Genomic DNA, 22329 nt, shown 5'->3' with positions numbered 1-22329 from the left:
TTTCCGGAACACCCGGACTGCTCGTTTTCTTGCAAAACCCAACCGGTTGATGACAGCATCTGTATGTAGAACCTGAGCACGTTTTACGCAGGAGACTCCATGCGAATACTGAAAGAACCTCTGTTCCATTTTTTCTTGATTGGAGCGGCTATTTTTATTTGGTTCCATATTGTTGCGCCGGGCAACGAGACCGTTGAAGATTTTGAGGTGATAACAATCGACGAAAATGACGTCGCATTATTGTCTTCTCGGTTCGAAACACAGTGGAAACGCCCGCCAAGCGACGCGGAACTGAAAGCGTTGGTCGATGCATCCATTCGTGAAGAGGTTCTGGTCAGGGAGGCAAGAAAGCTTGGTCTGGATCGCGGAGATCCCTTGATAAGGACCCGGCTGAGCCAAAAAATGGATTATCTGACCGAAGCCATTGCCACTTCCATCGTTCCGGAGGACGAAGACCTGGAGGCATTTCTTCAGGAAAACGCGGAACGCTATGCAACGCCTGTCATGGTGGCCTTCCATCAGGTCTTTCTTGGAGAAAAGCCCGGAGAGGCCGAAATCGAGAATGCGCTGGCCACCCTGCGCGCCAAGCAAGACGTTTCCGATCTGGGCGGTTCAACCTTGCTGCCGGCGTCAATGCCCTTGTCCGCGACGCGGGTTATCGAGTCGGTCTTCGGAGGAGGGTTTTCGAAAGGCATCACAGAGGTCGAAACAGGTCGGTGGACGGGGCCGATCCAGTCGGGTTACGGTATCCACCTTGTTCAGGTCGTCGCTGTCGAGCCCAGTCGAACACCTCCTTTGGCTGAAATCCACGACGCGGTGCTGCGGGATTGGCGTCGGGAAATAAGTGAAGCTCTGGCGCAAGCGCAATACGACACGCTTGCCGAAAACTACGAGATTGTGGCCCCCGATCTTTCAGGCCCTGCCAAATGAGAGTTTTGGTCTGCTTCCTGTTTGCGCTGCTGTTCCTGTGGCCTGCAAATTTCGCCACTGCGCACGCGCTTGATCCGGGATATCTGGAAATTCGTCAAATTGCCTCTGACACCTGGAGCGTTCATTGGCGAAAGCCTGATGTGAATGGCCAACCGATGGCGATTGACGCCATATTGCCAGATGGCTGCACACCTGCGCGTGGCCCTGATCCCGTTTCCGACGGTCGAGGGTGGGTTTCGTCCTGGGTCGTCGAGTGCCAGGTGGATGTCGCAGGTCAACCCATTGCCATTGAAGGCCTTGAGACTCAGAGAAATGACGTACTGGCGCGTGTGCATCCCCTCGATGCCCAACCTGCAACGCTTCGTTTTACCCCGGACGCCAGTGTCCAAATCTTACCTTCTGAACAGTCGACATGGTCAGTGTTTGCCGCGTATTCCCAGTTGGGTTTCGAGCACATACTGGAAGGCTGGGATCACCTTCTGTTTGTCTTTGCGCTGTTTGTTCTGGTCCGTGATCCGTGGAAACTTGTGGGGGCAGTAACAGCGTTTACACTTGCGCATTCAATAACACTGGCGCTGGCAACGATTGGCGTTTTGAATGTTCCCGGACCACCGGTCGAGGCCGTTATCGCACTGTCCATCGTGTTTCTGGCGATGGAGATTGTCAAAGGCGGTGACGGGCGGTTCCGGCTTTCAAGGCAGAAACCCTGGATCGTCTGTTTCGGGTTCGGGCTTTTGCATGGCCTTGGATTTGCTGGGGCTTTGGCTGACATTGGATTGCCATCTGACGACATTCCCGCGGCATTGCTGGCCTTCAACCTCGGTGTCGAAGCCGGGCAGTTGAGCTTTATTGCTGCTTTGACTTTGCTTCTGGCGACCTGGCGGCTGGTTGCACTTCCAGCTGGTAGAAATGCAACGGTCTTGACCGCGTATGGGATCGGGTCAGTGTCAATGTACTGGCTGATTGAACGCGTCAGCGGGTTTTGAACCGCGGCAAAGTCGCGAGAGTTGAGCAAGACATTGTGGATCATGACGGCGCATGTGCCTGAAAAGGCATACGGCCCGCACCTGGCCAGCTGAGCTTTTGCGCCGTTTCGGGTTTTCTTCCATGAAAGACCAAGGTTACAAACAGCACAAAGCCTATGGTTTTCAATCGACAGTGGCCGATGGCAATTCGCCGAAACACTTTCTGTAATCTTGTGAGAACTGCCCGATACGCCAAAAGCCATATCGGTTTTCAGCGTCAGAAATTGACATTTCATTACCTTGCTCTGCAAGCAGGCTGCGAACCCTGTTAAGGCGGAGCCTTGTGTAATAAGCCTTTGGGCCGTTTGTGAGAAGCACATTTGTTCTGTCATGCCGACGCCGTATTGGGCCATTCGGCCTTCAACAGCCGTGCAAAGATCATCACATGCGTGACCAAAAGTACGGGCACAAAGAATGTGGGAATGAACCAAGTGGGGCCAAAGTGGTCAATTGCCTCGGCTTGGCGCAAGGCGTTCACCAGATCGACAGTTCCAAGGATGTTGAAACCCCACACCAACGGAAGGGTGGCCATTGATCTCCATCGCAAAGCGATAAGCGCCGCGATTGCCAGAAACGCCGAGAGCAAATCGCCGTAGCTGGCGCTGGTTGCAAACGCCTCGGGCAACCCTCCGTTGTTGAGATTTGGTACCATGAAGCTCATTCCGATGTGTCGGAAAGCATGCGGCAGCAGCAGGATTGAGAGCGCCGCCGCCGCCGGCAGCCGTGCAAGCCAGGGTGCAACGTACCACGCCGCAATGAGGGCAACGACAAAGAGACTCATCGCGAACTGAAGAAGGAATATCACTGTGGGGGTCATCTGATCGGTCCTTTCGACATATGTCTGTTGACGTGAATTCGGGGGCAGACGTTCACCCTCGACCAGCAATTCGTTTTACGCTCGCCTCAGCCCGCATTGCCCCTAGCGAAACGGCCGGAGCAATCTCGTGGGCTGTTCCAGTGGCGACATCATAAAGCAAGGCCGAGACTGTGATTGCGTCAGGCACCTCCGGTGCTGCCGCCAGGCGCTTGATGTCTGCCGAAAGGTCGCTTTCGTGGTTCGTGATTGCGTTTTCGGATACGTCGATCCCAAGCTTTTTTTGCAGCGCGTCCTGAAGGTCCGGATAGGACAGCCGCTCGGCTCCACATTGTGTGTGCTGCATCAGGATGACGTTGAACCCCTGTTCGCGGCCCTCCGTCATAGCGCTCACCAGAAAGGCGAGAGTGGCGATTTCTTCGATTGCGGCGCGTGTAACCCGTCCGCCATTGTTTCGGATCACAACCGCGTCGCCAAGCTCCAGTCCGAGGATGTGCGCGGGATCGACCCGGGCATCGCCGCAGGTTAGAACAACTGTTCGCAGTTTTGGCAGGATCGGCAGGCCGGCACTGTCAAAGCCCGCAGAGAATTCTTTGTTTCGAGTGATGAGTTCGTCTTGAACGTTCATAAAAAGGTCCTTTCGTCTTGGAGGGTAAACCTTCGTCGTATGCTGCGTTAGGCAACGCGCATCGGTGCGGCTTGTACGTCCTTGGGTTGGTGTTTTTCCGTCCAGTCCGCATCGTCCTGGCAGTACGAAGCGGATGAGAGCTGCACGTAGTCTCGCTGCTTCTGAGCGTGATCAAGATCGAAGGCGCGTGTCGTGAGGATCTTCAGAAAGCTGCCGATCGCACCAATGCTGCCGGACAGGCTGCGTGCCAGGCCTGGTTGATCTGCTATCTTGCGCCGTACGATGCTTTCAAAAGCTTCAGGCTCGTGCCCGCAGACTTGAAACACGTCCTCGGTCGGGGCGTTTACCGCGAAGGCGCCTCGCCTGTACTCCTCTGAATAGATTGCAAGTTGGGTGACTGCCGCTTCCGAATAGTTTGCTGGGCGCAGGGCCTTCAGGGCTTTGACCATCATTCGTTCGGAAATATCGACATAGCGTACCCGCCGCCCCAGCGCGCGGCCCATTGCTTCGGCGATTTCGTTGGGCGACAGCAGCGTTGGACCCGTGGGGCGGTAGGTTTTGCCTGCATGGTGTGCCGGGTCCGTCAAGGCACCGACCGCCACACGGGCAATGTCTTCGTTCGAGGGGGCAGCATTCTTCTTCAGGCCGCCGTCGCCAAGCGGCATTGAGAACTGCCCAAGATGGGCCGCCATGCCCAGCATCATCAGGTAGTTTTCAGCAAACCAGCCGACATTGACCGTTGTCACCGACATCTCCGGGCGCATGCCGATCAGGATGTCGCCCAGGTAGACTTCGCGTGTAAACAGTGATGGGTGATCTGCACTCGAAAGCCATTGGCTTAGTGTAACGACGTGCTCGACCTTTGCTTCGTAAGCTGCAGCTGTGAAGACCGCGTTGAAGTGGAGCCCATTGGGTGCCGTCGGAGCGCATTGATAGGCCCGCTGCACGCCTTTCATCGCCGAGCGCATGTCGCTCAGGGAATACTGGTCGCCCACGAATAGTTCAACGCCCGCGCGTTCGAGAATTTCAGAGCGATGATCCCTCTGCCGTATGAACGCACGGACAGGATAGGCTTTGGCTCTGAGCTGAAGCGCGACTTGCAGCCCGGTCTTGCCGCTTGCGCTGGTGACGAGGATCTTGGGCTTGGCAGGCACGGGCATACTCCTTTAGATGATGCTTGCAATCTATAATTTAGATGATACATATAATCCTAATTGTCAACCCTGTCTGGGAGCGCGAAAATGCCGAGAATGTCGGAAGCGGAAAAAAGGCGCAGTCACAACAGGATACTGGATGCTGCTGCACAGTTGTTCCGCGAACGCGGGGTCGAAGCGACAAGCGTCGCTGACGTCATGAAGGCAGCCGGAATGACACATGGCGGTTTCTACCGGCACTTCGAGTCGAAAGAGGATTTGATCGCGGCATCCTTCCGGCACGCAGTCGATGATGTCGTTTCGGGAATGGAACGCGAGGAATCCAGCGAAGGGCGAGGGAAGGAACGTCAGGACTACATAGCCAAGTACCTATCCCAATCTCATGTGCAGGACAGTCGACATGGATGCCCGCTTGCGGCAATGGGAACCGAGCTTGCCCGGACCAAGGGTGCTGCCCGGCACGCGGGCGCGCAGGCGTCTGATCGCATGGCAGCCCTTTTGCAGGACACGCCGGAAACCGGCTCGGATCAAGGCATAGCCGCAATGGCGCTCTTGATGGGTACGATTATCCTGGCCCGTTTGACGGAAAACGAAAAGGAGGCGGACCGAGCGCTGGAGGCAGGACGCACTGCTATAAAACTGCTGCAAGATCATTGGCCAAAAGATAAGCTCTAGGGTCAGGACCCATTGATTTAGGATTGAAGTTCTGAATCACTGCCGACCAAAGGGAGCGGTGACATGAGTGATTTGTTTTGGCTGACCGATGCACAGATGACGCGGCATCTGGGCGTCACTTAACCAAAAAAGATCAGATGTTTGCCTAAATCAATCGCAAGTAACTGCAATCTGTGAACTCCTTCTGCTTGCTACATCCGCCGAAGACCATCGGCTTGGGTGCAAGGGGCGTCCATTCCATAAGATGAGATAGGTCAAAGCGTTAAGCGTTTGATCCAGAGGATCAAACGCGGCGCATGACCGGAACCAAGCAGAGCCACGATCTGATAAGCGAAGCAGGACAGCGTGGACTTTTGGTGCAGGTAGGAGGACCTCTGGGCGATCTGTCCAACTACGATGTTGGAACGGAAGCAGAGGTCAAGATGCGTATGGCAGAGGCGCTTGATCTGGGTATTGCAGAACCACATTGGCAAAACGCGCGTGACGGCGTGGCCGATATCGTTGCCGCACTTGGCGCGCTGTGTGCGACGATCTGCAAAATAGCCCACAACATCAATCTGCTTTCGTCCAGCGACATCGGTGAGGTGTACGAATGCCATGAAAACGGCAAGGGTGCGTCATCTTCAATGCATCACAAGCGTAACCAGCGGGCCAGTGAATTTGCCGAAGCCGTCGCAAGGCTTGGGCGCCAAAGATCGGAGCAGATCGGAGAACTGACCTTGCATCAACATGAGCGCTCTGGCGGTGTCTGGGTTGGCGAATGGCTTGTCGTCCCGGAGGTGTTTTTGTTGTCGTCCGGCGCTTTGTCATGGGCAAAGCGGATGTTGTCTGAATTGAGGGTCAACGAAGACCGGATGGAACAGAAACTTCAATGAGGTAGCTGAGAGCGCAAGTTGAACACTGGATGACGCTCTTTGTATGGCGGCACAGGCGAGAAGCGCTCAAAGTGTCATTCCGCGGGTTTCGCATTTGGTTTGGCAGAGATCAACTTATTATTGTCATTATTGACAATAAAACTCCGTCCGCTTACATCTCCATAAACATCACAGCTCATGGTGATCGGATGCGGTTGTTGAAGTACACGTCGATGACAGCTTGTTTTGCTATTGCAAACAGCTCTTTTGCCCAATCCTCGGATAACGCTCCATTTCACGTTGCCGTTGAAGGCCTGCGAAACGAAAACGGAGCGGTCTTTGTGGCCGGCTTCAGTAAAGCTGACGCATTTGAGGCAATGGGCGCAACCAATGCGGCAACGACGGCTCAGATACCGGCATCCAGCTCACAGGCCGCCGTCACGTTTCATGATTTGCCACCGGGAGACGACGCTTTTGCCGCTGTTTACGATAAGGACATGGATGGTGACCTGGACATGAAAGGCCAGGTCCCGACCGACGGCCGACCTCCGGAATTCAAGGATGCTACTGTCTCAGCCGGTGGCACCGCTCAGTCGTCATTGCGGCTGAAGTATTGGGACTAGGACAATGGGACGCCCTTCAAACCGCGATGAGCGCTATGGTCAGGTCATGGAGGCGTTTGTGCGCTGTGTCGCACGGATGGGCCTGGATGGTGCCACCTTGAGTGCGATTGCAAAAGAGGCGGGGCTGACCCGCCCACTGATCCGTCACCATCTTGGCAACCGGGATGAGATGATCGTGGCCTTGCAGGATTACGTGTTGGACCAGTTCAACAGTGCCGCGAACGAATTGGTTGCCGCTTTGCCGGACTCAGATCCCGCGCATGTCTTGGTGAACCACCTATTCTCCGATCAGTCAGACTCGTCACCTGATCTGGTCCTGGCGTTTGCGGCCCTCACGGCTCGAGCCAGTGAGGATGGCGAGCTCAGGGCAAACTGCCGGGCTTCGATCCTTGGATTTGAAGCGCAGGTTGCTGAGGTTTTGCAGCGGAACTATCCCAAGGCCCCACAGATGGACACCCAACAGGCAGCGCATGGCATAGTGGCGCTTTACTTCAACAAGGCATCGCTTGCTGCTTTGGAAATGCCGACAGAGTGGGTGAACCGGTCGAAGGCGATGGCAGTTTCACTATGTGAAAATCTGGCAGACCCAGCATGAAACGCATCCAAATCGCAAACTACACCATGTTCGCCTTGCTGATGATTTCAATTCTGCTGGGCTATCAATTTCTCTGGGGTCTGTTGTTTCTGTACTGGACCGTCATTGGCATTTCGTCTGGACAAGCTTTCTTGTTGACCGATGTCTACCGGGCGACTGAGCCGGTCCTGTTCTGGTGTATCCAGGTCACCTGGATTGTGTTGGGTTTTTTCCTGCTGCTGGGCGACTTCTTTCCATCGTTGGCCTAACTTCCCTGAGGAGGAATGCACCCAATGGCAAACATGCTCCATCTGTTGCCGGCCGAAGCTTACACCCGTCAGGACTGGTTTGATCGTGATCAGCGGGACATCTTTTCCTATACATGGCGCCATGCCGGGTTCATGGAAGATATCACCGAGCCGGGCCAATACATCACCGTGCAGGCTGTGCTGCGGCCGACGCTCATGGGATAGGTTATGGTCAGGCGCAGCTTCTTGTCGGGGTCGGCCACGATGGGAAAGGTCAGGGTCGTGTGTTGCGTGTCGTTGACGTCTTCGATCCAGCGCAGGTGTTCGGTGACGGTGTCGGTGCTCAGACCGATGGGTTTCACGCCACGTTCGGCAAACTCGTCGGCCAGCTGCGCAGTGCGGCCCATTTCGGTGGTGCAGACCGGGGTAAAGTCGGCAGGAAGGCTGAAAAAGAACGCCCAGTCCTCGCCGATCCAGTGATGGAAGGAAATTGGGCCGGTCGTGGTGTCGGCTTGGAAATCGGGAACAACGTCTCCAAGAAGCAGGGTCATTGGTCTTCCTTTCGGTCTTTCGGGTTCTGTTTCATCGGCTCAGGTCGTTCCGCGCCGCATCCCGGTCAGTGATAAAACCACCGAACTTGCAAAAAACTTACATCTTGAATAGAGTTTTTTGAAAGAGACGTGCATGAAACTCACATCCTATTCCAATTTTGCCCTGCGTTCGTTGCAGTTGGCGGCGCTCAAGGCGCCGAATCGCATCCGCGTAGACGATGTCGTGCGCGTGCACGGGCTGGCCCGGCCGCATATCGTGAAGATCGTGCACGAACTGGGCCGTGCCGGTTATCTGGAAACCACGCGGGGTCGGGGTGGTGGGTTCCGGCTGGCCAAACCGGCCGAGGACATCGTCATCGGCGATGTCATTCGCCTGACCGAAGGGCCACTGGACGTGGTCGAGTGTTTCAATCCAGAAAAAAACACGTGCCCGCTGATCGGAATATGCAAGCTGTCCCAAGCGATTCAAAAAGCGACCCGGGCGTTCATGGCGGTGCTCGATGATCTGACGTTGGCTGACATCGCCGCAAACCGGGCTGAGTTGCTGAACCGCATCGCGCCGATCGAGGAGGGCATCGTGGCACCCATGCGCAAGGCAAGATGACGATCACCGACTGGACCGAGCGTTTCCACGGCACCAGCCGTCTTCCCAAACCGGTACGGGAAAGGTTGCGGGCAGCCGCCCGAATCCTGCGTTTCCCCAAGGGCACCCAGGTATTCGGGCCCGACAATGTGCCCGACAGCCTTCTCTTTCTGTATGACGGCCGGGTTCGGGTCTCTCAAAGGTCGGATTCCGGGCGCGAGATTGTGCTGTATCGGGTCGAGGCCGGTGAAAGCTGTGTGCTGACCACGGCCTGCATGTTGGCCGAAGAAGCTTACAATGCAGAAGGTATCGCCGAGACCGATGTCGTTGCCGTGGTTCTGCCGAAGCTCTCGTTTGATCGTCTGGCCTCGGAAGAGGATGCCTTTCGCCAGTTTGTCTTCGAGGCCTATTCGCGCCGATTGATCGATCTGTTGCGGGTGGTCGATGATGTGGCCTTCGGGCATCTGGACGTGCGCCTGGCCGAGCGTCTTCTTGATTTGGCCGAGGGGGGCGATGAAATCCAGGCCACCCACCAACAGCTTGCCAGCGAACTGGGTACCGCGCGCGAAGTCATCACGCGGGTTTTGCAGGATTTCCAGAAGCGCGAGATGATCACCCAATCGCGCGGACGGATCACTTTGACCGACAAGTCTGCATTGGAAAAACAGGCGCAGAGCGCCTGAAAATTTCCAAAGGGTTGCGGGTTTCGTGACTTTGTCACTGAACTGTTGTCATGAAAGTTATATCTGCTCTTCAACTTTAGATTCGCGCCCGAGGCGCCGAAGCCCTGAACAGAAGCTCGGTTGCGGACGGACCAAAACCCAGGAGAGTGAAATGGATGACCGCAAAAACGTCCCGAAGCTCGGCGGTGTTGCCGTTGCGGCGGTCGGTACGCTCGGCGCCTGTTTCCTGTGGCCCCATGCATACGGCCACAAGCCTGGAAAGGCCGGCGCGTCGACGCAGCGTCGCCACGGAGCGGATGAGAAAGGCCATGACGACGTGAACAAGCCGGGATTGCGCGGCCGGTATGCGACGCCCGAGGAAAGCGCCGAACCGGCGGCGAGGGTCCGCAACTTCGATACCATCACGCGAAATGTCGAAAACCTGCCGGACGGCATCCGTACCGTCACCCGGTCATCGGATCCCCGGGTCATGGAGGCCGTTCACGAAATGATGATGACGCGCGGTTAACAGAGGCTGGACCCGCGCCCAAGAGGAGGCACGAATATGAACGATCAGAAGACCATTGACACGCACAACCAGAAGATGGCGGACGCGATTGCGACGCCGATAGCGAACTATCCTGTTGACCAGAGCGTCAAGCCCGAGGTTCAGGGGTTCTATGACGAGGCGACGGCGACGATCAGCTATATCGTCAAGGACCCGACGTCGAACGCCTGCGCGATCATCGACAGCGTGATGGACATCGACTATGCGGCCGGCCGGATCACGTTCGACCATGCCGACCTGCTGATCGCCGAGATCGAAAAGCAGGGTCTGAAGCTGGAATGGATCATCGAAACCCATGCGCATGCGGATCATTTGTCGGCGGCGCCCTACATCCAGCAAAAGCTGGGCGGCAAGATCGGCATCGGCGAGAACATCAAGATCGTGCAGGAGGTGTTCGGCAAGATCTTCAACGAAGGCACCGAGTTCCAGCGCGACGGCAGCCAGTTCGATGCGCTGTTCACCGACGGCATGACCTACAAGATCGGCAACATGACCGCCTTTGCCATGCACACGCCGGGCCATACGCCGGCCTGCATGGTGCATGTGATGGGCGATGCGGCTTTCGTGGGTGACACGCTGTTCATGCCCGATGGCGGTTCGGCCCGGGCCGACTTTCCGGGCGGGGATGCGGGGACACTTTATGACTCGATCCAGAAGGTGCTGAGCCTGCCGGACGAAACCCGCCTGTTCATGTGCCACGACTATGGCCCCAACGGTCGCGACATCCGCTGGGAAACCACCGTGGCCGAGGAGAAGGCACACAACATCCACGTGGGCGGCGGCAAGTCGCGGGACGAGTTCATCAAGATGCGCACGGAGCGTGATGCGACGCTGGCGATGCCGACGCTGATCATCCCGTCGATCCAGGTCAACATCCGCGCCGGAGACATCCCGACGGATCAGGACGGCAACCAGATGCTGAAGGTTCCGGTCAACAAGCTCTGATCGCGGGAGGCGACGATGGAAATCAGGAAAATATCAGACGCACTGTCGGTCTCGCCGCAGATCACGCCGGACGACCTTGCCGCCATCAAGGCGGCGGGGTTCCGGGCCATCATCTGCAACCGGCCCGATGGCGAAGGGGCCGACCAGCCCAGCTTTGACGAGATCGAAGCAGCGGCCCGAAAACATGGCCTTGAGGCACGCTATGTCCCGGTGCAGAGCGGGATGGTCAAGGATGATGACGCGCAGGCCTTTGGCGGTGCCCTGACCGAGTTGCCGGGCCCGGTTTTGGCCTATTGCCGTACTGGGACGCGGTCGGCCACGTTGTGGTCGCTGCACGAGGCGGCGCAGGGCCGCCCTCTGCCCGAGATCCTGGCCGCGACCAAGTCCGCCGGATATGACATGAGCGGCGTGGCCCGCCGTATCGCCAATGGCGGCAAGACCCCGACCGACACTGGGGACGCGTCCTTTGACGTGGTGATCGTGGGCGGCGGGGCCGGCGGCATCGCCACTGCGGCCAGCCTCCATGCGCGCAAATCCGACTTGTCGATCGCCATCATCGACCCGTCCGACGTGCATTATTATCAGCCCGGCTGGACCCTTGTGGGCGGCGGCGTGTTCACGCCCGAGCAGACGGCCAAGACGATGGGCTCGCTGATCCCGCGCGGGGTCAAGTGGATCAAGGCCGCCGTGGCCGCGTTCGAGCCGCAGAACAACGCGGTGATCCTGGATGGCTGCCGGGTGGTCAAATACGACCGTCTGGTGGTGTCTCCGGGGCTCAAGCTGGACTGGGGCGCGGTCGAGGGGCTCGAGGAAATTCTGGGCCGCAACGGCGTGACCTCGAATTATCGCTATGATCTGGCACCTTATACTTGGCAGCTTGTCCAGGACCTGAAGGAAGGCCGGGCGCTGTTCACCCAGCCGCCGATGCCGATCAAATGCGCCGGCGCGCCGCAGAAGGCGATGTATCTGTCGGGCGATGCGTGGGTTCGGCGGGGCGTTCTGAAGGATGTCGACATCCAGTTCATGAACGCGGGTGGCGTGCTGTTCGGGGTCAAGGACTATGTCCCGGCGCTGATGGACTACGTCAAGAAGTACGACGCCACGCTGAACTTCTTCCACAATCTGGTTTCGGTGGACGGGCCCGCGAAAACTGCCACGTTCCGGGTGACCAAGCCCGACGCCGAGCCCGAGCAGGTGACGGTCGAGTTCGACATGATGCATGTCTGCCCGCCGCAGGTGGCGCCGGACTTCGTCCGGGTCTCGCCGCTGGCGGATGCGGCGGGGTGGGTCGATGTCGATCAGACGACGCTGCGGCACAAGAGCTTTGACAACATCTGGTCGCTGGGCGATGTGATGAACGCCCCGAACGCGAAAACCGCGGCCGCCGCGCGCAAGCAGGCGCCGACCGTGGCCGACAACATCGTGGCGGATATCGAAGGGCGCTCGCCGGTCGCTGCTTATGACGGCTATGGCTCGTGCCCTTTGACGGTGGAACGCGGCAAGATCGTGCTGGCCGAATTCGGGTATGGCGGTGTCCTGAAGCCCAGTTTTCCGAAATTCCTGATCGACGGCACCAGACCCAGCCGCGCGGCCTGGTTCCTGAAAGAAAAGCTGCTGCCGCCGGTCTATTGGTCGGCGATGCTGAAGGGCAAGGAATGGATGGCCAAGCCCGAGGCACTGAAGGTGGCAGCCGAATAAGAAACCTGACCTCCTCGAAACCGACGCCGGTGACACCGGCGCAAGTTCTGGCCTGTCTCTCCCGGATGTCAGGCCATGATCTGGCGGTCAGAGCCTCCTCGCTCTGACCGCCGCCTTTTCAGGACATGGACCCATGCAGAGCCTACTGAATTACTTCCCGATTCTTGATTGGGGTCGCCGATACGACCGCAATGCGCTGTCGAATGACCTGGTCGCGGCGGTGATCGTGACGATCATGCTGATCCCGCAATCGCTGGCCTATGCGCTGCTGGCGGGGCTGCCGCCCGAGGCGGGGATCTATGCCTCGATCGTGCCGATCATCCTCTATGCGATCTTCGGCACCAGCCGGGCGCTGGCGGTGGGTCCGGTGGCGGTGGTGTCGCTGCTGACCGCATCGGCCGTGGGGCAGGTGGCCGAGCAGGGCACCGCCGGCTATGCGGTTGCGGCGCTGACGCTGGCCTTCCTGTCGGGCGGCTTTCTTGTTCTGCTGGGCGTGTTCCGGCTGGGCTTTCTGGCCAACTTTCTCAGCCATCCTGTGATCGCGGGCTTCATCACCGCCTCGGGCATCCTGATCGCGACCAGCCAGCTGAAACACATTCTGGGGGTCAGCGCGCATGGGCATACCCTGCCGGAAATGCTGGGTTCGATCCTGGCGCATCTGGATCAGACCAACCCGATCACGGTGGTGATCGGCGTGCTGGCTACGGCGTTCCTGTTCTGGGTGCGCAAGAACCTCAAGCCGGCGCTGCGGCGCATGGGGGTGCCGCCGCTGCTGGCGGATGTGCTGACGAAGGCCGGGCCGGTGGCGGCGGTGGTGGCGACCACCTTGTCCGTCTGGGCCTTCGGGCTGGACGCGCGCGGCGTCAAGATCGTGGGCGAGGTGCCCCAGAGCCTGCCGCCGCTGACCCTGCCGGGGCTGTCCTCGGACCTGATCGGCGCGCTGTTGGTTCCCGCCATACTGATCTCGATCATCGGCTTCGTCGAAAGCATCTCGGTGGCGCAGACGCTGGCCGCCAAGAAACGCCAGCGTATCGACCCCGATCAGGAACTGATTGGCCTGGGCGCGGCCAATCTGGGCGCCGCATTCACCGGGGGATACCCCGTCACGGGGGGTTTCGCACGATCGGTAGTCAATTTCGATGCAGGCGCCGAAACCCCCGCGGCCGGTGCCTTCACTGCCATCGGGTTGGCGATTGCGGCGCTGTTCCTGACCCCGCTGGTTTACTTCCTGCCCAAGGCGACGCTGGCCGCGACGATCATCGTGGCGGTGCTGAGCCTGGTGGACCTGTCGATCCTGAAAAAGACCTGGGGCTATTCGCGCGCGGATTTCACCGCCGTCGCCGCCACCATCGCCCTGACCCTGCTGGCCGGGGTCGAGACCGGCGTGGCCAGCGGCGTGGCGATCTCGATCCTGCTGCATCTGTACAAGACCTCGCGCCCGCATGTGGCCGAGGTGGGGCTGGTGCCGGGCACCCAGCACTTCCGCAACATCAAGCGCCACAAGGTCGAGACCGACCCCACGCTGGTGACGCTGCGGGTGGATGAAAGCCTGTATTTCGTGAACGCCCGCTTCCTCGAAGACCTGATCCAGTCGCGCGTGACCGAGGGCTGCGAGATCCGCAACGTGGTGCTGATGTTCTCGGCGGTGAACGAGGTCGACTTCTCGGCGCTCGAAAGCCTCGAGGCGATCAATCATCGCCTGCGCGACATGGGCGTCGGCCTGCATCTGAGCGAGGTCAAAGGCCCGGTCATGGACCGGCTGAAACAGTCCCATTTCCTCGACGACCTGAACGGACAGGTCTTCCTGTCACAATATGACGCGTGGAAAACACTGACCGAACACGAACGGGTGTGCGTGGCGGAATAGTCCTGTCAGATCAGTTCTTCATGGGCCTTCCGTGCGATGGTTTCGATGACCTGGCGACCGGAGCGGCCCACCATGGAGTATTCCCATCGCCCGTCCTGCCAGAACACGATGCCCAAATCGCCGTCGCGCCGGTATTGAAACGAGGTTTGAGCCGGGTCCGTGGTCAAATTGGCAAACAGGCTGAGGCGGTCGCCGGATTCGTTTTCATACAGGAAGAACGCCGCCGGGCCGTGGCCCAGCGGCAGCAGCCGCCCGCCGATCAGCCGGTAACCGGTGTCCCCCAGTTCCGGTGCGATCACCGGCGCGCCCAGCCGGTTGCTGAGCCAGGTTTGCAGATGATCGCGCTGATCGGCGAACACCTCGACCGGGTGCAGAACCTCGGGTGAATACAGGGCGTGTGCCGCCGCCGCCTGAACCGGTGCTCGCGCCATCAATGTCACGGGCGTGGCAGAATCCCGCGACAGGAACAGGCCACTGCCCAGACCCAAGGCAAAGATCGCCACCGCTGCGGCCAGCCGTCCGAACCCCGCGTGACTGGTGCCCCCGCGCGCCCCGCGCATCAGCCGGTCCAGTTGCGCGGGATCGGGCTGCGGCACCGAGGCGCGCACCATCTCCGCCTGCCGGATCATCTCCTCCAGCCGCGCGCGGTCGGCGGGATGCGCGACCAGGTGGCGGTCCAGGCGGTCCTTCTGAGATGGCGTCAACTGGCCGTCGACAGCGGCCTGCATCAGGGTTTCAATGGTCGGTTCGGTCGTCATGTCACGCTCCGCAATCGTGATTTGCCCGCCTGTTCTTCCGGGGCTTGCAGCCTTGTCCTGGCCCGGGACAACCGAGACATGACGGTGCCCTGCGGGACACCCAGCAATCGGGCGGTCTCGGCATAGGTCAGCCCCGCGATGGTGACAGCCAGCAGAACAAGTTTCTGATCCTCCGGCAAGGCGTCGATCCGGCGCCAAAGCCAGCGCAGTTCCAACCGCTCTTCGGAGGTGGCCTCGGGCGAGACCAGTTGATCCAACGCCCGAGGATCGGTTTCGGGACGGGTCGCGGCGCGCCTCCGGTCATTGCGATGGCAATTGAGCAGGATTTTCATCGCCCAGGGCTTGACCGGGTGGCCCGGCCATCTGAGCCCCTTTTTCCGGATCGCGCGCAAAACCGCATCCTGCACCAGATCGTCGGCCTGGTCGCGATTCCGGGTCAGTGAAAACGCAAATCGCCACAGATCGGGCAGGGCGTCTTCGAGTTGCTGGTCGAATGTCCGTGTCATCGTCTAAGTCAAAGGCGGCCCGGTCGGACCGCCCCCTTGCGCCGCAATCAGGGCCGCGCGGTATGCCACACGCCCTTGACGCCGTCGCCGGTCATGTCTCCGGGTTGTTTGTCCTTGATCCACAGGTACAGCGGTTGTCCCTTGTAGGCGACCTGCATCGTGCCATCGTCGCGCTGGATCAACGAATAGTTCTTGGGCAGGTCGGTTCCCGCGGCTGCGGTCAGGGGCGGCCAGTTCACTGCGCATTGATCATAGCAGTTGGATTTGCCCGTTTCGTCCTTGTCGAACGTATAAAGGGTCATCTTGTTGGCATCCATCAAAATGGTCTGATCACCCAGTTTCCCGGTCAGGACCGAGGCATTGCCAGCGGCGGCGACGGTTGCAAGGGCGCATGCCATCAGGGTGGATGTGGTCAGCGCAAAAGAAGTGCGGGTCATTCGGGTGTTCCTCCGTGTCGGGCGTCTGCACCATCGCAGACATGACACTTACACGCAGGCGATCGGGTTTATTCCCCCGGGCCTGAGTTTTTTTGCGCACAGCTAGGTCATGCGTGCCGCACCAAATGCCGGTTGATCGGACAAAGACAGCGGGATGTGGATGTCGCGCCGCAGCGTGGCGACATGCCGTTTATCCAGATCCGATACAAAGGCCACATCGCGCATATAGATCGCGCGACCGTCGCGGGCGGTCAGCTTGAGATTGGCGATTTCGGCGGGAGTCGACAAGGAGTCACCGTTCGTCAGTGGGATCTGCGCACCGCCGTGGCACAGAAGACCGGCTGGTGCGGTCGAATAGGCGCGCTGCCCTGGCCGCAAGCTGCTGATGCCTGATGCCGTACGGTGTCGGATGTTCCGAGACGGGCGTATCGCGAAGGACCTCGTCCGCGGCGCCCACCAGGTGGGTCAGGCTGACGCCCTCGGTCCGGGGCAGCTGAACCGCGACCTTGCGGGCAACGTATGTAAACTCGGCAACGGAGATCGTCCGCTGCCCGGGCGCCGGAGAGAAGGTCTGCGACGCGATTGGAACGCCGTTGATGCCGCGCCCGGATCGCCAAGCAACATTGCGACAGCAGGACCGGCGATACACCTGGCAAGGCCGGCGACTTTCACGCCGGTCACCGGAAGATCGGAGAATGGCTTGCACATGGATCCTCTGGGAAGTTCTTTCACCCGGATGCCTACGGGACTTATTGACCCGCCAGCATCCAGCCCGCGGCCTTTTCCGCGATCATGATCGTGGGTGAATTGGTGTTGCCACTGGTGATCTCTGGCATGATCGAAGCATCGACCACGCGCAGCCCAATCACTCCCTTCATGCGCAAATGCGGATCGAGAACGGCGGTTTCATCATCCTCTCGGCCCATTTTGATCGTACCAACTGGGTGAAAGATCGTGCTGGCGATATCGCCTGCCAAACGGGCCAGTTCCTCGTCGGATTGATACTGAATGCCCGGCTTGAATTCTTCCGGCTCATAGGCTTCCATCGCCGGCTGAGCCATGATTTCGCGCACCTGCCGCAAGCTTAGAGCGGCAACCCTGCGATCTTCGTCTGTATCGAGATAATTGGGCTTAATCCGGGGCGGGTGACGGAAATCCGAAGACGCGATGCGGACATGCCCGCGGCTGGTCGGATTCAGGTTGCAAACACTGACGGTGATGGCGGGGAAATCATGCAGGTCTTCGCCAAACGCCTCAAGGCTCAACGGCTGAACGTGGTATTCGAGGTTGGCGTGCGGTCTTGCCGGATCAGACCGGGTGAAAGCCCCCAATTGGCTGGGCGACATGCTCATCGGGCCAGAGCGCTTCAGCACATATTCCAGTCCGATCTTGGCCTTGCCTATCAACGAATTGGCCAAGGTGTTCAGCGTCTTGGTACCCTTGACCTTGTAGACCGCACGAATTTGCAGGTGATCCTGTAGGTTTTCACCCACATAGGGCGCATCCATGACGACATCAATTCCGTGCTTTTTCAGAAGCGCCGCCGGGCCGATCCCCGACAGTTGCAGGATTTGCGGCGAGTTCACGGCGCCAGCAGACAAAACCACCTCCTTTGTGGCCTCGACCGCAATGGGCTGTCCTTTGTGGTGGACAACTGCGCCGGTACAATGCAACCGACCAGTCTCGCCTGTTTCGAAGGTCAACTTCTCGACCTGCGCCTGTGTCCAGATCGACAGGTTCGAGCGCGACTTGGCGGGGCGCAGAAACGCCTTGGAGGTATTCCAACGCCAGCCAGAACGCTGGTTGACGTCGAAGTAGCCAACCCCGGCATTGTCGCCGGTGTTGAAATCATCGGTCTTGGGGATGCCGTTTTCGACTGCGGCTTCGGCAAAACTGTCCAGAACATCCCAGCGCAGTCGCTGTTTTTCCACCCGCCATTCGCCGCCATGCCCGTGCAGATCGGAAAACCGGCTGTTGTCGCCGGTGCGTGGGTCGGCACCGTCATCCAACCGGTAGTGGTTCTCATGAGCCTTGAAGTCGGCCAGCGCGTTTTCCCAGTTCCATGCCTCTTCACCGGTGAGCTTGGCCCAGTTGTCATAGTCGCGGGCCTGGCCCCGCATATAGATCATCCCGTTGATCGAGGAGCACCCGCCGAGCGCCTTCCCGCGCGGGTAAAGCAGGCTGCGCCCGTTCAGCCCCTTGGCGGGTTCGGTTGTGTACATCCAGTCTGCGCGCGGGTTGCCGATGCAATAGAGATAGCCAACCGGAATGTGTATCCAAGGATAGGTGTCGGGCTTGCCTGCCTCAAGCAGCAAAACCCGGTTCCCGGGATCGGCGCTCAGCCTGTTGGCCAGCAGGCACCCGGCCGATCCGCCGCCAATCACGATATAGTCGAACCTGTTTGCGCCGTCAGACATCTTTGTCTTCCACCTGTTCTGTCGTTGCTTCGCCATTTGCGCACCGGAAAGGAAACGGATTCCTGTTTACTGGTACGAGGCCCTTTTGATTCACCTCCGAGGGTGGGGGCGGTTCACCCACCACCACACAACGCTGGTTCTACCGATCTCTGCGGGAGCGGCAGGCAAAAAGCTAATGACAATTTGCATAATGCCATATGAGTAAGTCCTACATAGACCGGTTTTCGATCCTTATCACCATCCTGATCTTCGTGACGGTGGCCCGTGAAGGCAGTGTTTCACGCGCAGCCGAGGTGTTGAACCTGACACAGCCGGCCATCAGCCATCAATTCAAGCGTCTTGCCGAAGAAAAGGGGCTTACCTTGTTCAACCGAAACAGCAACCGGGTTGCAGATCACTCATGACGACACTGCGGTTTTGGCGAAGGCTCAACAAGTGCTCGATGCAGTCAGTGATTTCCAACGCAGCCCCCACCAGCGCCTGCTCGCCTCCCTGCTCATACAATTCCTTGAACCGGTAGAAGCTGTCCCGGCTGTATCCCATTACCTTGCAGGCTTGTGAAACGCTGCCGAGCTGTTTGGCCAGTTCCAGCAGCCCCAGCTTCGGTTTGATGATGTTTTCCTGAATGCTTGTCATTGATCGACACTCCTTACTTGCGCTCCAAAAGAGCAGAAATGTCAGATCAAGTCGTGTGTTTTACAGATAAGGACGTCAGACACTTTGTGAAACGCACTTGGAAGCTTGTTGTTTGGTCCAGCGGCTGTGTTGCGCGAGGCCAAGCCGCCCCAAAGCGTGATTTCGCCAGCCGCGCATGAGCACAAGACAACTATTTGCATTGTGGGATGGGCTTCAAACACTGGAGGTGATGATATCGGCCTGGCTGTTGCGATGACCCTGCAAGGCGCAACCTTGCCGCCTTCGTTTCTTGTCGCGTTCCACGCCAAAAACGTTGGGAAAGACGTTCAGACAACCTGCGATCTGAACCCGGGTGATGACAAGAAACTGCACTGGATCAAGGACAGCGATACGCGTCGCTTCATCGGCTTTAACTCTCTTGGCGAGCACCCCGAAACGATGGTCGAGTTCTTCAACACGCATATTGGGGTGACGGCATCCCGGCTTCCTGTTCTTTGGTCATCCCAAAAATCTGGGCTTCCGCGAAACGGCTCTTTCGCATTCGTTTGCTTCTTCAAGAGTTCGTTTGCTCCTTTAAGAGGTTGAGCAAACTCTACATCAGATCGAGGGAAGTTTCGGGGGCAGGTCACGTCCGCTGCCATCATGCCGGACACCATGGCAATCTTCTTGATCCGGTGATCGGTCACGGCAGCCGACGCGATGATCGAACCGCCCTGACAAACGCCCAGACCGTAGATTTCATCTACGAACGGACGCGTGCCAAGGTAAGACACAGCGTCCGAAGTGTTTTCGATCAACCGCTTCCACGACAAATGGCGTGGGTACGGCTCTGATCGTCGTTGGCGGCGCCGCGCGTCTGCATCTGCCAAACGGCGGTCCACATACGGTTATGTCAGATCCGGACTTCTCGCCTGACAACATCGTTCCAACAGCCCGCGCATCGATGGCGCAATGGGGACTCTGCGCCTCTGAAACATCGGCAAACTGGACTTACGCCAACCCGCCAGCCCTCTTGCAGCCCGGTCCACGCCTGGGCACGTACAGAACCGGTACCGACACCCTGCTGGACGATGAACTGGGCAAATCGCAGTTATCGATGGAAGACTTTGCCGTTGCGCTGGGTCACGAGGCACAATCAGCCAATTTTCGGCGGGCTGCGTTCACGGTCGGTTACCAGCACTCGTTCATGAGCGCAGGGGAAAGGCAGACCGGCCAGCCGACCAGCAGGCCGGGCAGGAACCAGCGGGTGTATGTCAGACCAAGTAAACCGTTTCACCGGTTTCTGTTGCCTGTTGCGCCGCTTGCCCCATCCTGACAGCCCAGAGGCCGTCCTTCAAACTCACATCCGGTTTTGCCTTTTCGCCACGAAGAACGGCCAGGAATCCTTTGTGCTGATAGTAGGTTGACCCATTGTGATCCCCTGCCGCCAAAAGGGTGGGGTCCACCGGAACGTCCATTGATACCGGACCTTTGGGACTGCGCGGGCTCAGGATCACCTGCGGCAGTGGCGGAGTTCCCAAATGATCGGGCCAGAATCGTCCGGGCCCGGGAACAAACGCCTCAATCTTGGCGTCCGGTCCGACGGCCGATATTTCTTCCTGATAGCGTGAGCCTTCGGCAAACATGCAAAGCTCCAACATCGCGCGCGCTCCCGAAGCAAAGTCGACCAGAACATAGCCGTGATCCAGAATATCCGGGGTTTGACCGTCGTAACGCTCGTCCAGATGGTTCACCGCCTGCCCACCGCTTGCCGTGATACGCACCGGATCGGATTGCAATATCAGACGCATCAGGTCGAAGAAGTGGCAGCATTTCTCGACAAAAGTGCCACCAGTATTTCGGTTGAACCGGTTCCAGTTGCCGACCTTGTCCAGGAATGGAAAACGATGCTCACGGATCGACAGCATTTTTACCCCACCCGTCGCCTCGGCTTTGTCGATCAAAGCAGCAATAGGGGGCATGTACCGGTATTCCATCGCAACCCAAATCGGGCAGGGGTAGTCGCGCTGCAACTGCTCGAGTCGGGGCGCGTCCTGCGGGTCGGTGAACAATGGTTTTTCTACCAGAAGCGGCAGAGGACGTGTTTCAGCGATCTCGCAGATCTGGTCCACATGAAGATGGTTCGGGCTGACAATGACGACGCAGTCCAGTTCCTCTACCGCCAGAAGATCTTGGACGGAACCTACCATGGTTGCAGTTGGCGCAATTGCCTTGGCGGCTTTTGCCATTTCCAGATCGGGTTCATAGATCGCAGCCACACTGGTACCTTCCAGCAACCCGATGTTGTGCAGGTGCTCTTGCCCCATCATTCCGCATCCAATCAGCCCGTAATTGATGGTCCGGGTCATGTGCGATTCCTTTTACTTCAGACGTTGGACGTAGTTGGCCCGATCCGGGTCGAACCATGTTTTTGAGAATTCAACGGGTTCGGCGTTTTCCGACCAGCTGAACCGCTCGATATAACCGACTGCTTGGCCTGCTGGCTTGGTGAAGTCAGAAGGCGTCCAGTCCGGTAGGGGCCGGACCGAAACCCTGTCTTCGGCTCTTGCGATCCAAAAGCCCAACTGGCGCTGATAATAGCGATAGAGCGAGTCGGACAGCAGGCTCTGGTCGATCAGGCCCGCTGATTCGTCCAGCCAGATTTCTTCGACAGCGATGATTGTATCATTCAGGTAGCGCATCCGCCGGACACGCGAACCGGCGTCAGAAGCACCGAATTTCGGCAGGTCGACCGGCTTATTCAGATGGTCAACCGACAGGATATCAGCACGTGGCAGGCCACCCCCTTCAGGCAGTTCCAGCCTGAACATTGCATAGACGCTGTTTTGTGTGCCGGTCTCGCGGATGTAGTTGCCCGAGCCTTGGATACGCTCCAACATGCCCTTTTTTTCTAGCTCAGAGAGCGATTTTCGCAGAGTTCCAACCGAGACATTCAGCTCTGCGGCCATCTCGCGCTCGGGTGGCAAGCGCTCACCTTCAATAAGGCGACCAGCCGCGATGTCACGGATCAGAAGTTCCGCGATCTGAATAAATACCGGCAGGGCATTAGGGTTTCGGTTGGATGCAGGCACGGCAGACGCTTCACTCGGTCGCAGGAAAAATTGATACACTATTGATCTACATCAAAGCGATTGCTACGCAAGAGGAAAGTCAAAGATGTACGGAGCGTGAATCAA

Annotated in this window: 28 protein-coding genes and 1 pseudogene; 16 read left to right on the top strand and 13 right to left on the bottom strand. The window is 58.6% G+C overall.

Annotated features, from left to right (window positions below; genetic code table 11):
- Nucleotides 1–99: 99 nt before the first annotated feature.
- Both AC2FFD_RS06055 and AC2FFD_RS06050 read left to right on the top strand, forming a co-directional pair.
- Nucleotides 100–930 (top strand): peptidyl-prolyl cis-trans isomerase, encoded by an 831-nt coding sequence (locus AC2FFD_RS06055; protein ID WP_496872474.1) that lies wholly within the window; start codon nucleotides 100–102, stop codon nucleotides 928–930.
- Nucleotides 927–1916, top strand: a complete 990-nt coding sequence (locus AC2FFD_RS06050) for a HupE/UreJ family protein (protein WP_496872472.1) — start codon at nucleotides 927–929, stop codon at nucleotides 1914–1916. Before AC2FFD_RS06055 ends, AC2FFD_RS06050 begins: the two co-directional genes overlap by 4 nt.
- Nucleotides 1917–2078: 162 nt before the next feature.
- Here the strand turns inward: AC2FFD_RS06050 and AC2FFD_RS06045 are convergent, their stop codons facing one another.
- Genes AC2FFD_RS06045 through AC2FFD_RS06030 form a run of 4 tightly spaced genes read right to left on the bottom strand, consistent with a single transcriptional unit; the run spans nucleotide 2079 to nucleotide 4551 of the window.
- Nucleotides 2079–2273: a helix-turn-helix domain-containing protein gene (locus AC2FFD_RS06045; protein ID WP_374041630.1), complete on the bottom strand. Its 195-nt coding sequence runs from the start codon at nucleotides 2271–2273 to the stop codon at nucleotides 2079–2081.
- A 10-nt stretch (nucleotides 2274–2283) separates the two neighbouring features.
- Complete coding sequence (locus AC2FFD_RS06040; RefSeq protein ID WP_425079263.1) at nucleotides 2284–2772, bottom strand: DUF8737 domain-containing protein; 489 nt, start codon at nucleotides 2770–2772, stop codon at nucleotides 2284–2286.
- 52 nt (nucleotides 2773–2824) lie between these two features.
- Complete coding sequence (locus tag AC2FFD_RS06035) at nucleotides 2825–3397, bottom strand: carbonic anhydrase (RefSeq protein WP_496872470.1); 573 nt, start codon at nucleotides 3395–3397, stop codon at nucleotides 2825–2827.
- Between the two features lie 47 nt (nucleotides 3398–3444).
- Nucleotides 3445–4551 (bottom strand): NmrA family NAD(P)-binding protein, encoded by a 1107-nt coding sequence (locus AC2FFD_RS06030; protein ID WP_496872467.1) that lies wholly within the window; start codon nucleotides 4549–4551, stop codon nucleotides 3445–3447.
- A gap of 87 nt (nucleotides 4552–4638) precedes the next feature.
- Here AC2FFD_RS06030 and AC2FFD_RS06025 point away from each other — a divergent pair, with 87 nt between their 5' ends.
- The 5 genes from AC2FFD_RS06025 (at nucleotide 4639) to AC2FFD_RS06005 (ending at nucleotide 7546) form a co-directional block, all read left to right on the top strand.
- Nucleotides 4639–5226, top strand: coding sequence for a TetR/AcrR family transcriptional regulator (locus AC2FFD_RS06025; protein ID WP_496872465.1), 588 nt, complete (start codon nucleotides 4639–4641; stop codon nucleotides 5224–5226).
- A gap of 296 nt (nucleotides 5227–5522) precedes the next feature.
- Nucleotides 5523–6101: a lyase family protein gene (locus AC2FFD_RS06020; RefSeq protein ID WP_496872464.1), complete on the top strand. Its 579-nt coding sequence runs from the start codon at nucleotides 5523–5525 to the stop codon at nucleotides 6099–6101.
- Nucleotides 6102–6130: 29 nt separating this feature from the next.
- Nucleotides 6131–6703, top strand: coding sequence for a DUF2141 domain-containing protein (locus AC2FFD_RS06015; RefSeq protein WP_496872462.1), 573 nt, complete (start codon nucleotides 6131–6133; stop codon nucleotides 6701–6703).
- Between the two features lie 4 nt (nucleotides 6704–6707).
- A complete protein-coding gene (locus AC2FFD_RS06010) occupies nucleotides 6708–7298 on the top strand; it encodes a TetR/AcrR family transcriptional regulator (protein ID WP_496872461.1) in 591 nt (196 codons plus the stop codon).
- A complete protein-coding gene (locus tag AC2FFD_RS06005) occupies nucleotides 7295–7546 on the top strand; it encodes a hypothetical protein (protein ID WP_170345250.1) in 252 nt (83 codons plus the stop codon). Before AC2FFD_RS06010 ends, AC2FFD_RS06005 begins: the two co-directional genes overlap by 4 nt.
- Nucleotides 7547–7653: 107 nt before the next feature.
- Here the strand turns inward: AC2FFD_RS06005 and AC2FFD_RS06000 are convergent, their stop codons facing one another.
- Nucleotides 7654–8076, bottom strand: coding sequence for a redoxin domain-containing protein (locus tag AC2FFD_RS06000; RefSeq protein ID WP_496872459.1), 423 nt, complete (start codon nucleotides 8074–8076; stop codon nucleotides 7654–7656).
- 133 nt (nucleotides 8077–8209) lie between these two features.
- Between AC2FFD_RS06000 and AC2FFD_RS05995 the strand changes: the two genes are divergently transcribed.
- From AC2FFD_RS05995 to AC2FFD_RS05970, 6 genes are all read left to right on the top strand, one after another.
- Nucleotides 8210–8680, top strand: coding sequence for an Rrf2 family transcriptional regulator (locus AC2FFD_RS05995; RefSeq protein WP_170345251.1), 471 nt, complete (start codon nucleotides 8210–8212; stop codon nucleotides 8678–8680).
- Nucleotides 8677–9342: a Crp/Fnr family transcriptional regulator gene (locus AC2FFD_RS05990; RefSeq protein ID WP_170345252.1), complete on the top strand. Its 666-nt coding sequence runs from the start codon at nucleotides 8677–8679 to the stop codon at nucleotides 9340–9342. The genes AC2FFD_RS05995 and AC2FFD_RS05990 overlap by 4 nt, the downstream gene beginning before the upstream one ends.
- 151 nt (nucleotides 9343–9493) lie before the next feature.
- On the top strand, nucleotides 9494–9850 hold the full coding sequence (locus AC2FFD_RS05985; protein ID WP_496872457.1) for a hypothetical protein: 357 nt from the start codon (nucleotides 9494–9496) through the stop codon (nucleotides 9848–9850).
- A 99-nt stretch (nucleotides 9851–9949) separates the two neighbouring features.
- Nucleotides 9950–10834 (top strand): MBL fold metallo-hydrolase, encoded by an 885-nt coding sequence (locus AC2FFD_RS05980; protein WP_170345382.1) that lies wholly within the window; start codon nucleotides 9950–9952, stop codon nucleotides 10832–10834.
- A gap of 15 nt (nucleotides 10835–10849) precedes the next feature.
- Nucleotides 10850–12532, top strand: a complete 1683-nt coding sequence (locus AC2FFD_RS05975; RefSeq protein WP_496872456.1) for a bifunctional protein tyrosine phosphatase family protein/NAD(P)/FAD-dependent oxidoreductase — start codon at nucleotides 10850–10852, stop codon at nucleotides 12530–12532.
- A gap of 133 nt (nucleotides 12533–12665) precedes the next feature.
- Complete coding sequence (locus tag AC2FFD_RS05970) at nucleotides 12666–14399, top strand: SulP family inorganic anion transporter (protein ID WP_257601062.1); 1734 nt, start codon at nucleotides 12666–12668, stop codon at nucleotides 14397–14399.
- 5 nt (nucleotides 14400–14404) lie between these two features.
- Here the strand turns inward: AC2FFD_RS05970 and AC2FFD_RS05965 are convergent, their stop codons facing one another.
- From AC2FFD_RS05965 to AC2FFD_RS05945, 5 genes are all read right to left on the bottom strand, one after another.
- On the bottom strand, nucleotides 14405–15157 hold the full coding sequence (locus AC2FFD_RS05965) for an anti-sigma factor family protein (protein WP_496872454.1): 753 nt from the start codon (nucleotides 15155–15157) through the stop codon (nucleotides 14405–14407).
- Nucleotides 15154–15663, bottom strand: coding sequence for an RNA polymerase sigma factor (locus AC2FFD_RS05960; protein ID WP_496872452.1), 510 nt, complete (start codon nucleotides 15661–15663; stop codon nucleotides 15154–15156). Before AC2FFD_RS05960 ends, AC2FFD_RS05965 begins: the two co-directional genes overlap by 4 nt.
- Before the next feature lie 47 nt (nucleotides 15664–15710).
- Complete coding sequence (locus tag AC2FFD_RS05955) at nucleotides 15711–16100, bottom strand: COG4315 family predicted lipoprotein (RefSeq protein WP_496872451.1); 390 nt, start codon at nucleotides 16098–16100, stop codon at nucleotides 15711–15713.
- Nucleotides 16101–16202: 102 nt separating this feature from the next.
- A complete protein-coding gene (locus tag AC2FFD_RS05950; protein ID WP_496872449.1) occupies nucleotides 16203–16388 on the bottom strand; it encodes a hypothetical protein in 186 nt (61 codons plus the stop codon).
- A gap of 461 nt (nucleotides 16389–16849) precedes the next feature.
- Entirely contained in the window at nucleotides 16850–18517 is a 1668-nt protein-coding gene (locus AC2FFD_RS05945) for a GMC family oxidoreductase (RefSeq protein ID WP_496872448.1), read from the bottom strand.
- A 197-nt stretch (nucleotides 18518–18714) separates the two neighbouring features.
- Between AC2FFD_RS05945 and AC2FFD_RS05940 the strand changes: the two genes are divergently transcribed.
- Nucleotides 18715–18921, top strand: coding sequence for a LysR family transcriptional regulator (locus AC2FFD_RS05940; protein ID WP_480684977.1), 207 nt, complete (start codon nucleotides 18715–18717; stop codon nucleotides 18919–18921).
- Between the two features lie 70 nt (nucleotides 18922–18991).
- Here the strand turns inward: AC2FFD_RS05940 and AC2FFD_RS05935 are convergent.
- A pseudogene (locus AC2FFD_RS05935) lies at nucleotides 18992–19153 on the bottom strand (helix-turn-helix domain-containing protein); the annotation flags it as partial.
- 129 nt (nucleotides 19154–19282) lie between these two features.
- Here AC2FFD_RS05935 and AC2FFD_RS05930 point away from each other — a divergent pair.
- Entirely contained in the window at nucleotides 19283–19738 is a 456-nt protein-coding gene (locus tag AC2FFD_RS05930; protein ID WP_496872755.1) for a hypothetical protein, read from the top strand.
- Between the two features lie 232 nt (nucleotides 19739–19970).
- On the top strand, nucleotides 19971–20468 hold the full coding sequence (locus AC2FFD_RS05925) for an NAD(P)-dependent oxidoreductase (protein ID WP_480684975.1): 498 nt from the start codon (nucleotides 19971–19973) through the stop codon (nucleotides 20466–20468).
- Here the strand turns inward: AC2FFD_RS05925 and AC2FFD_RS05920 are convergent.
- Complete coding sequence (locus AC2FFD_RS05920; RefSeq protein ID WP_480684974.1) at nucleotides 20407–21501, bottom strand: Gfo/Idh/MocA family protein; 1095 nt, start codon at nucleotides 21499–21501, stop codon at nucleotides 20407–20409. The genes AC2FFD_RS05925 and AC2FFD_RS05920 overlap by 62 nt on opposite strands.
- 12 nt (nucleotides 21502–21513) lie before the next feature.
- Entirely contained in the window at nucleotides 21514–22224 is a 711-nt protein-coding gene (locus AC2FFD_RS05915; RefSeq protein WP_480684973.1) for a GntR family transcriptional regulator, read from the bottom strand.
- Nucleotides 22225–22329: the final 105 nt, after the last annotated feature.

Source organism: Ruegeria sp. YTSC002, from assembly GCF_059609845.1.
This window is presented reverse-complemented; position numbering and strand designations above follow the sequence as displayed.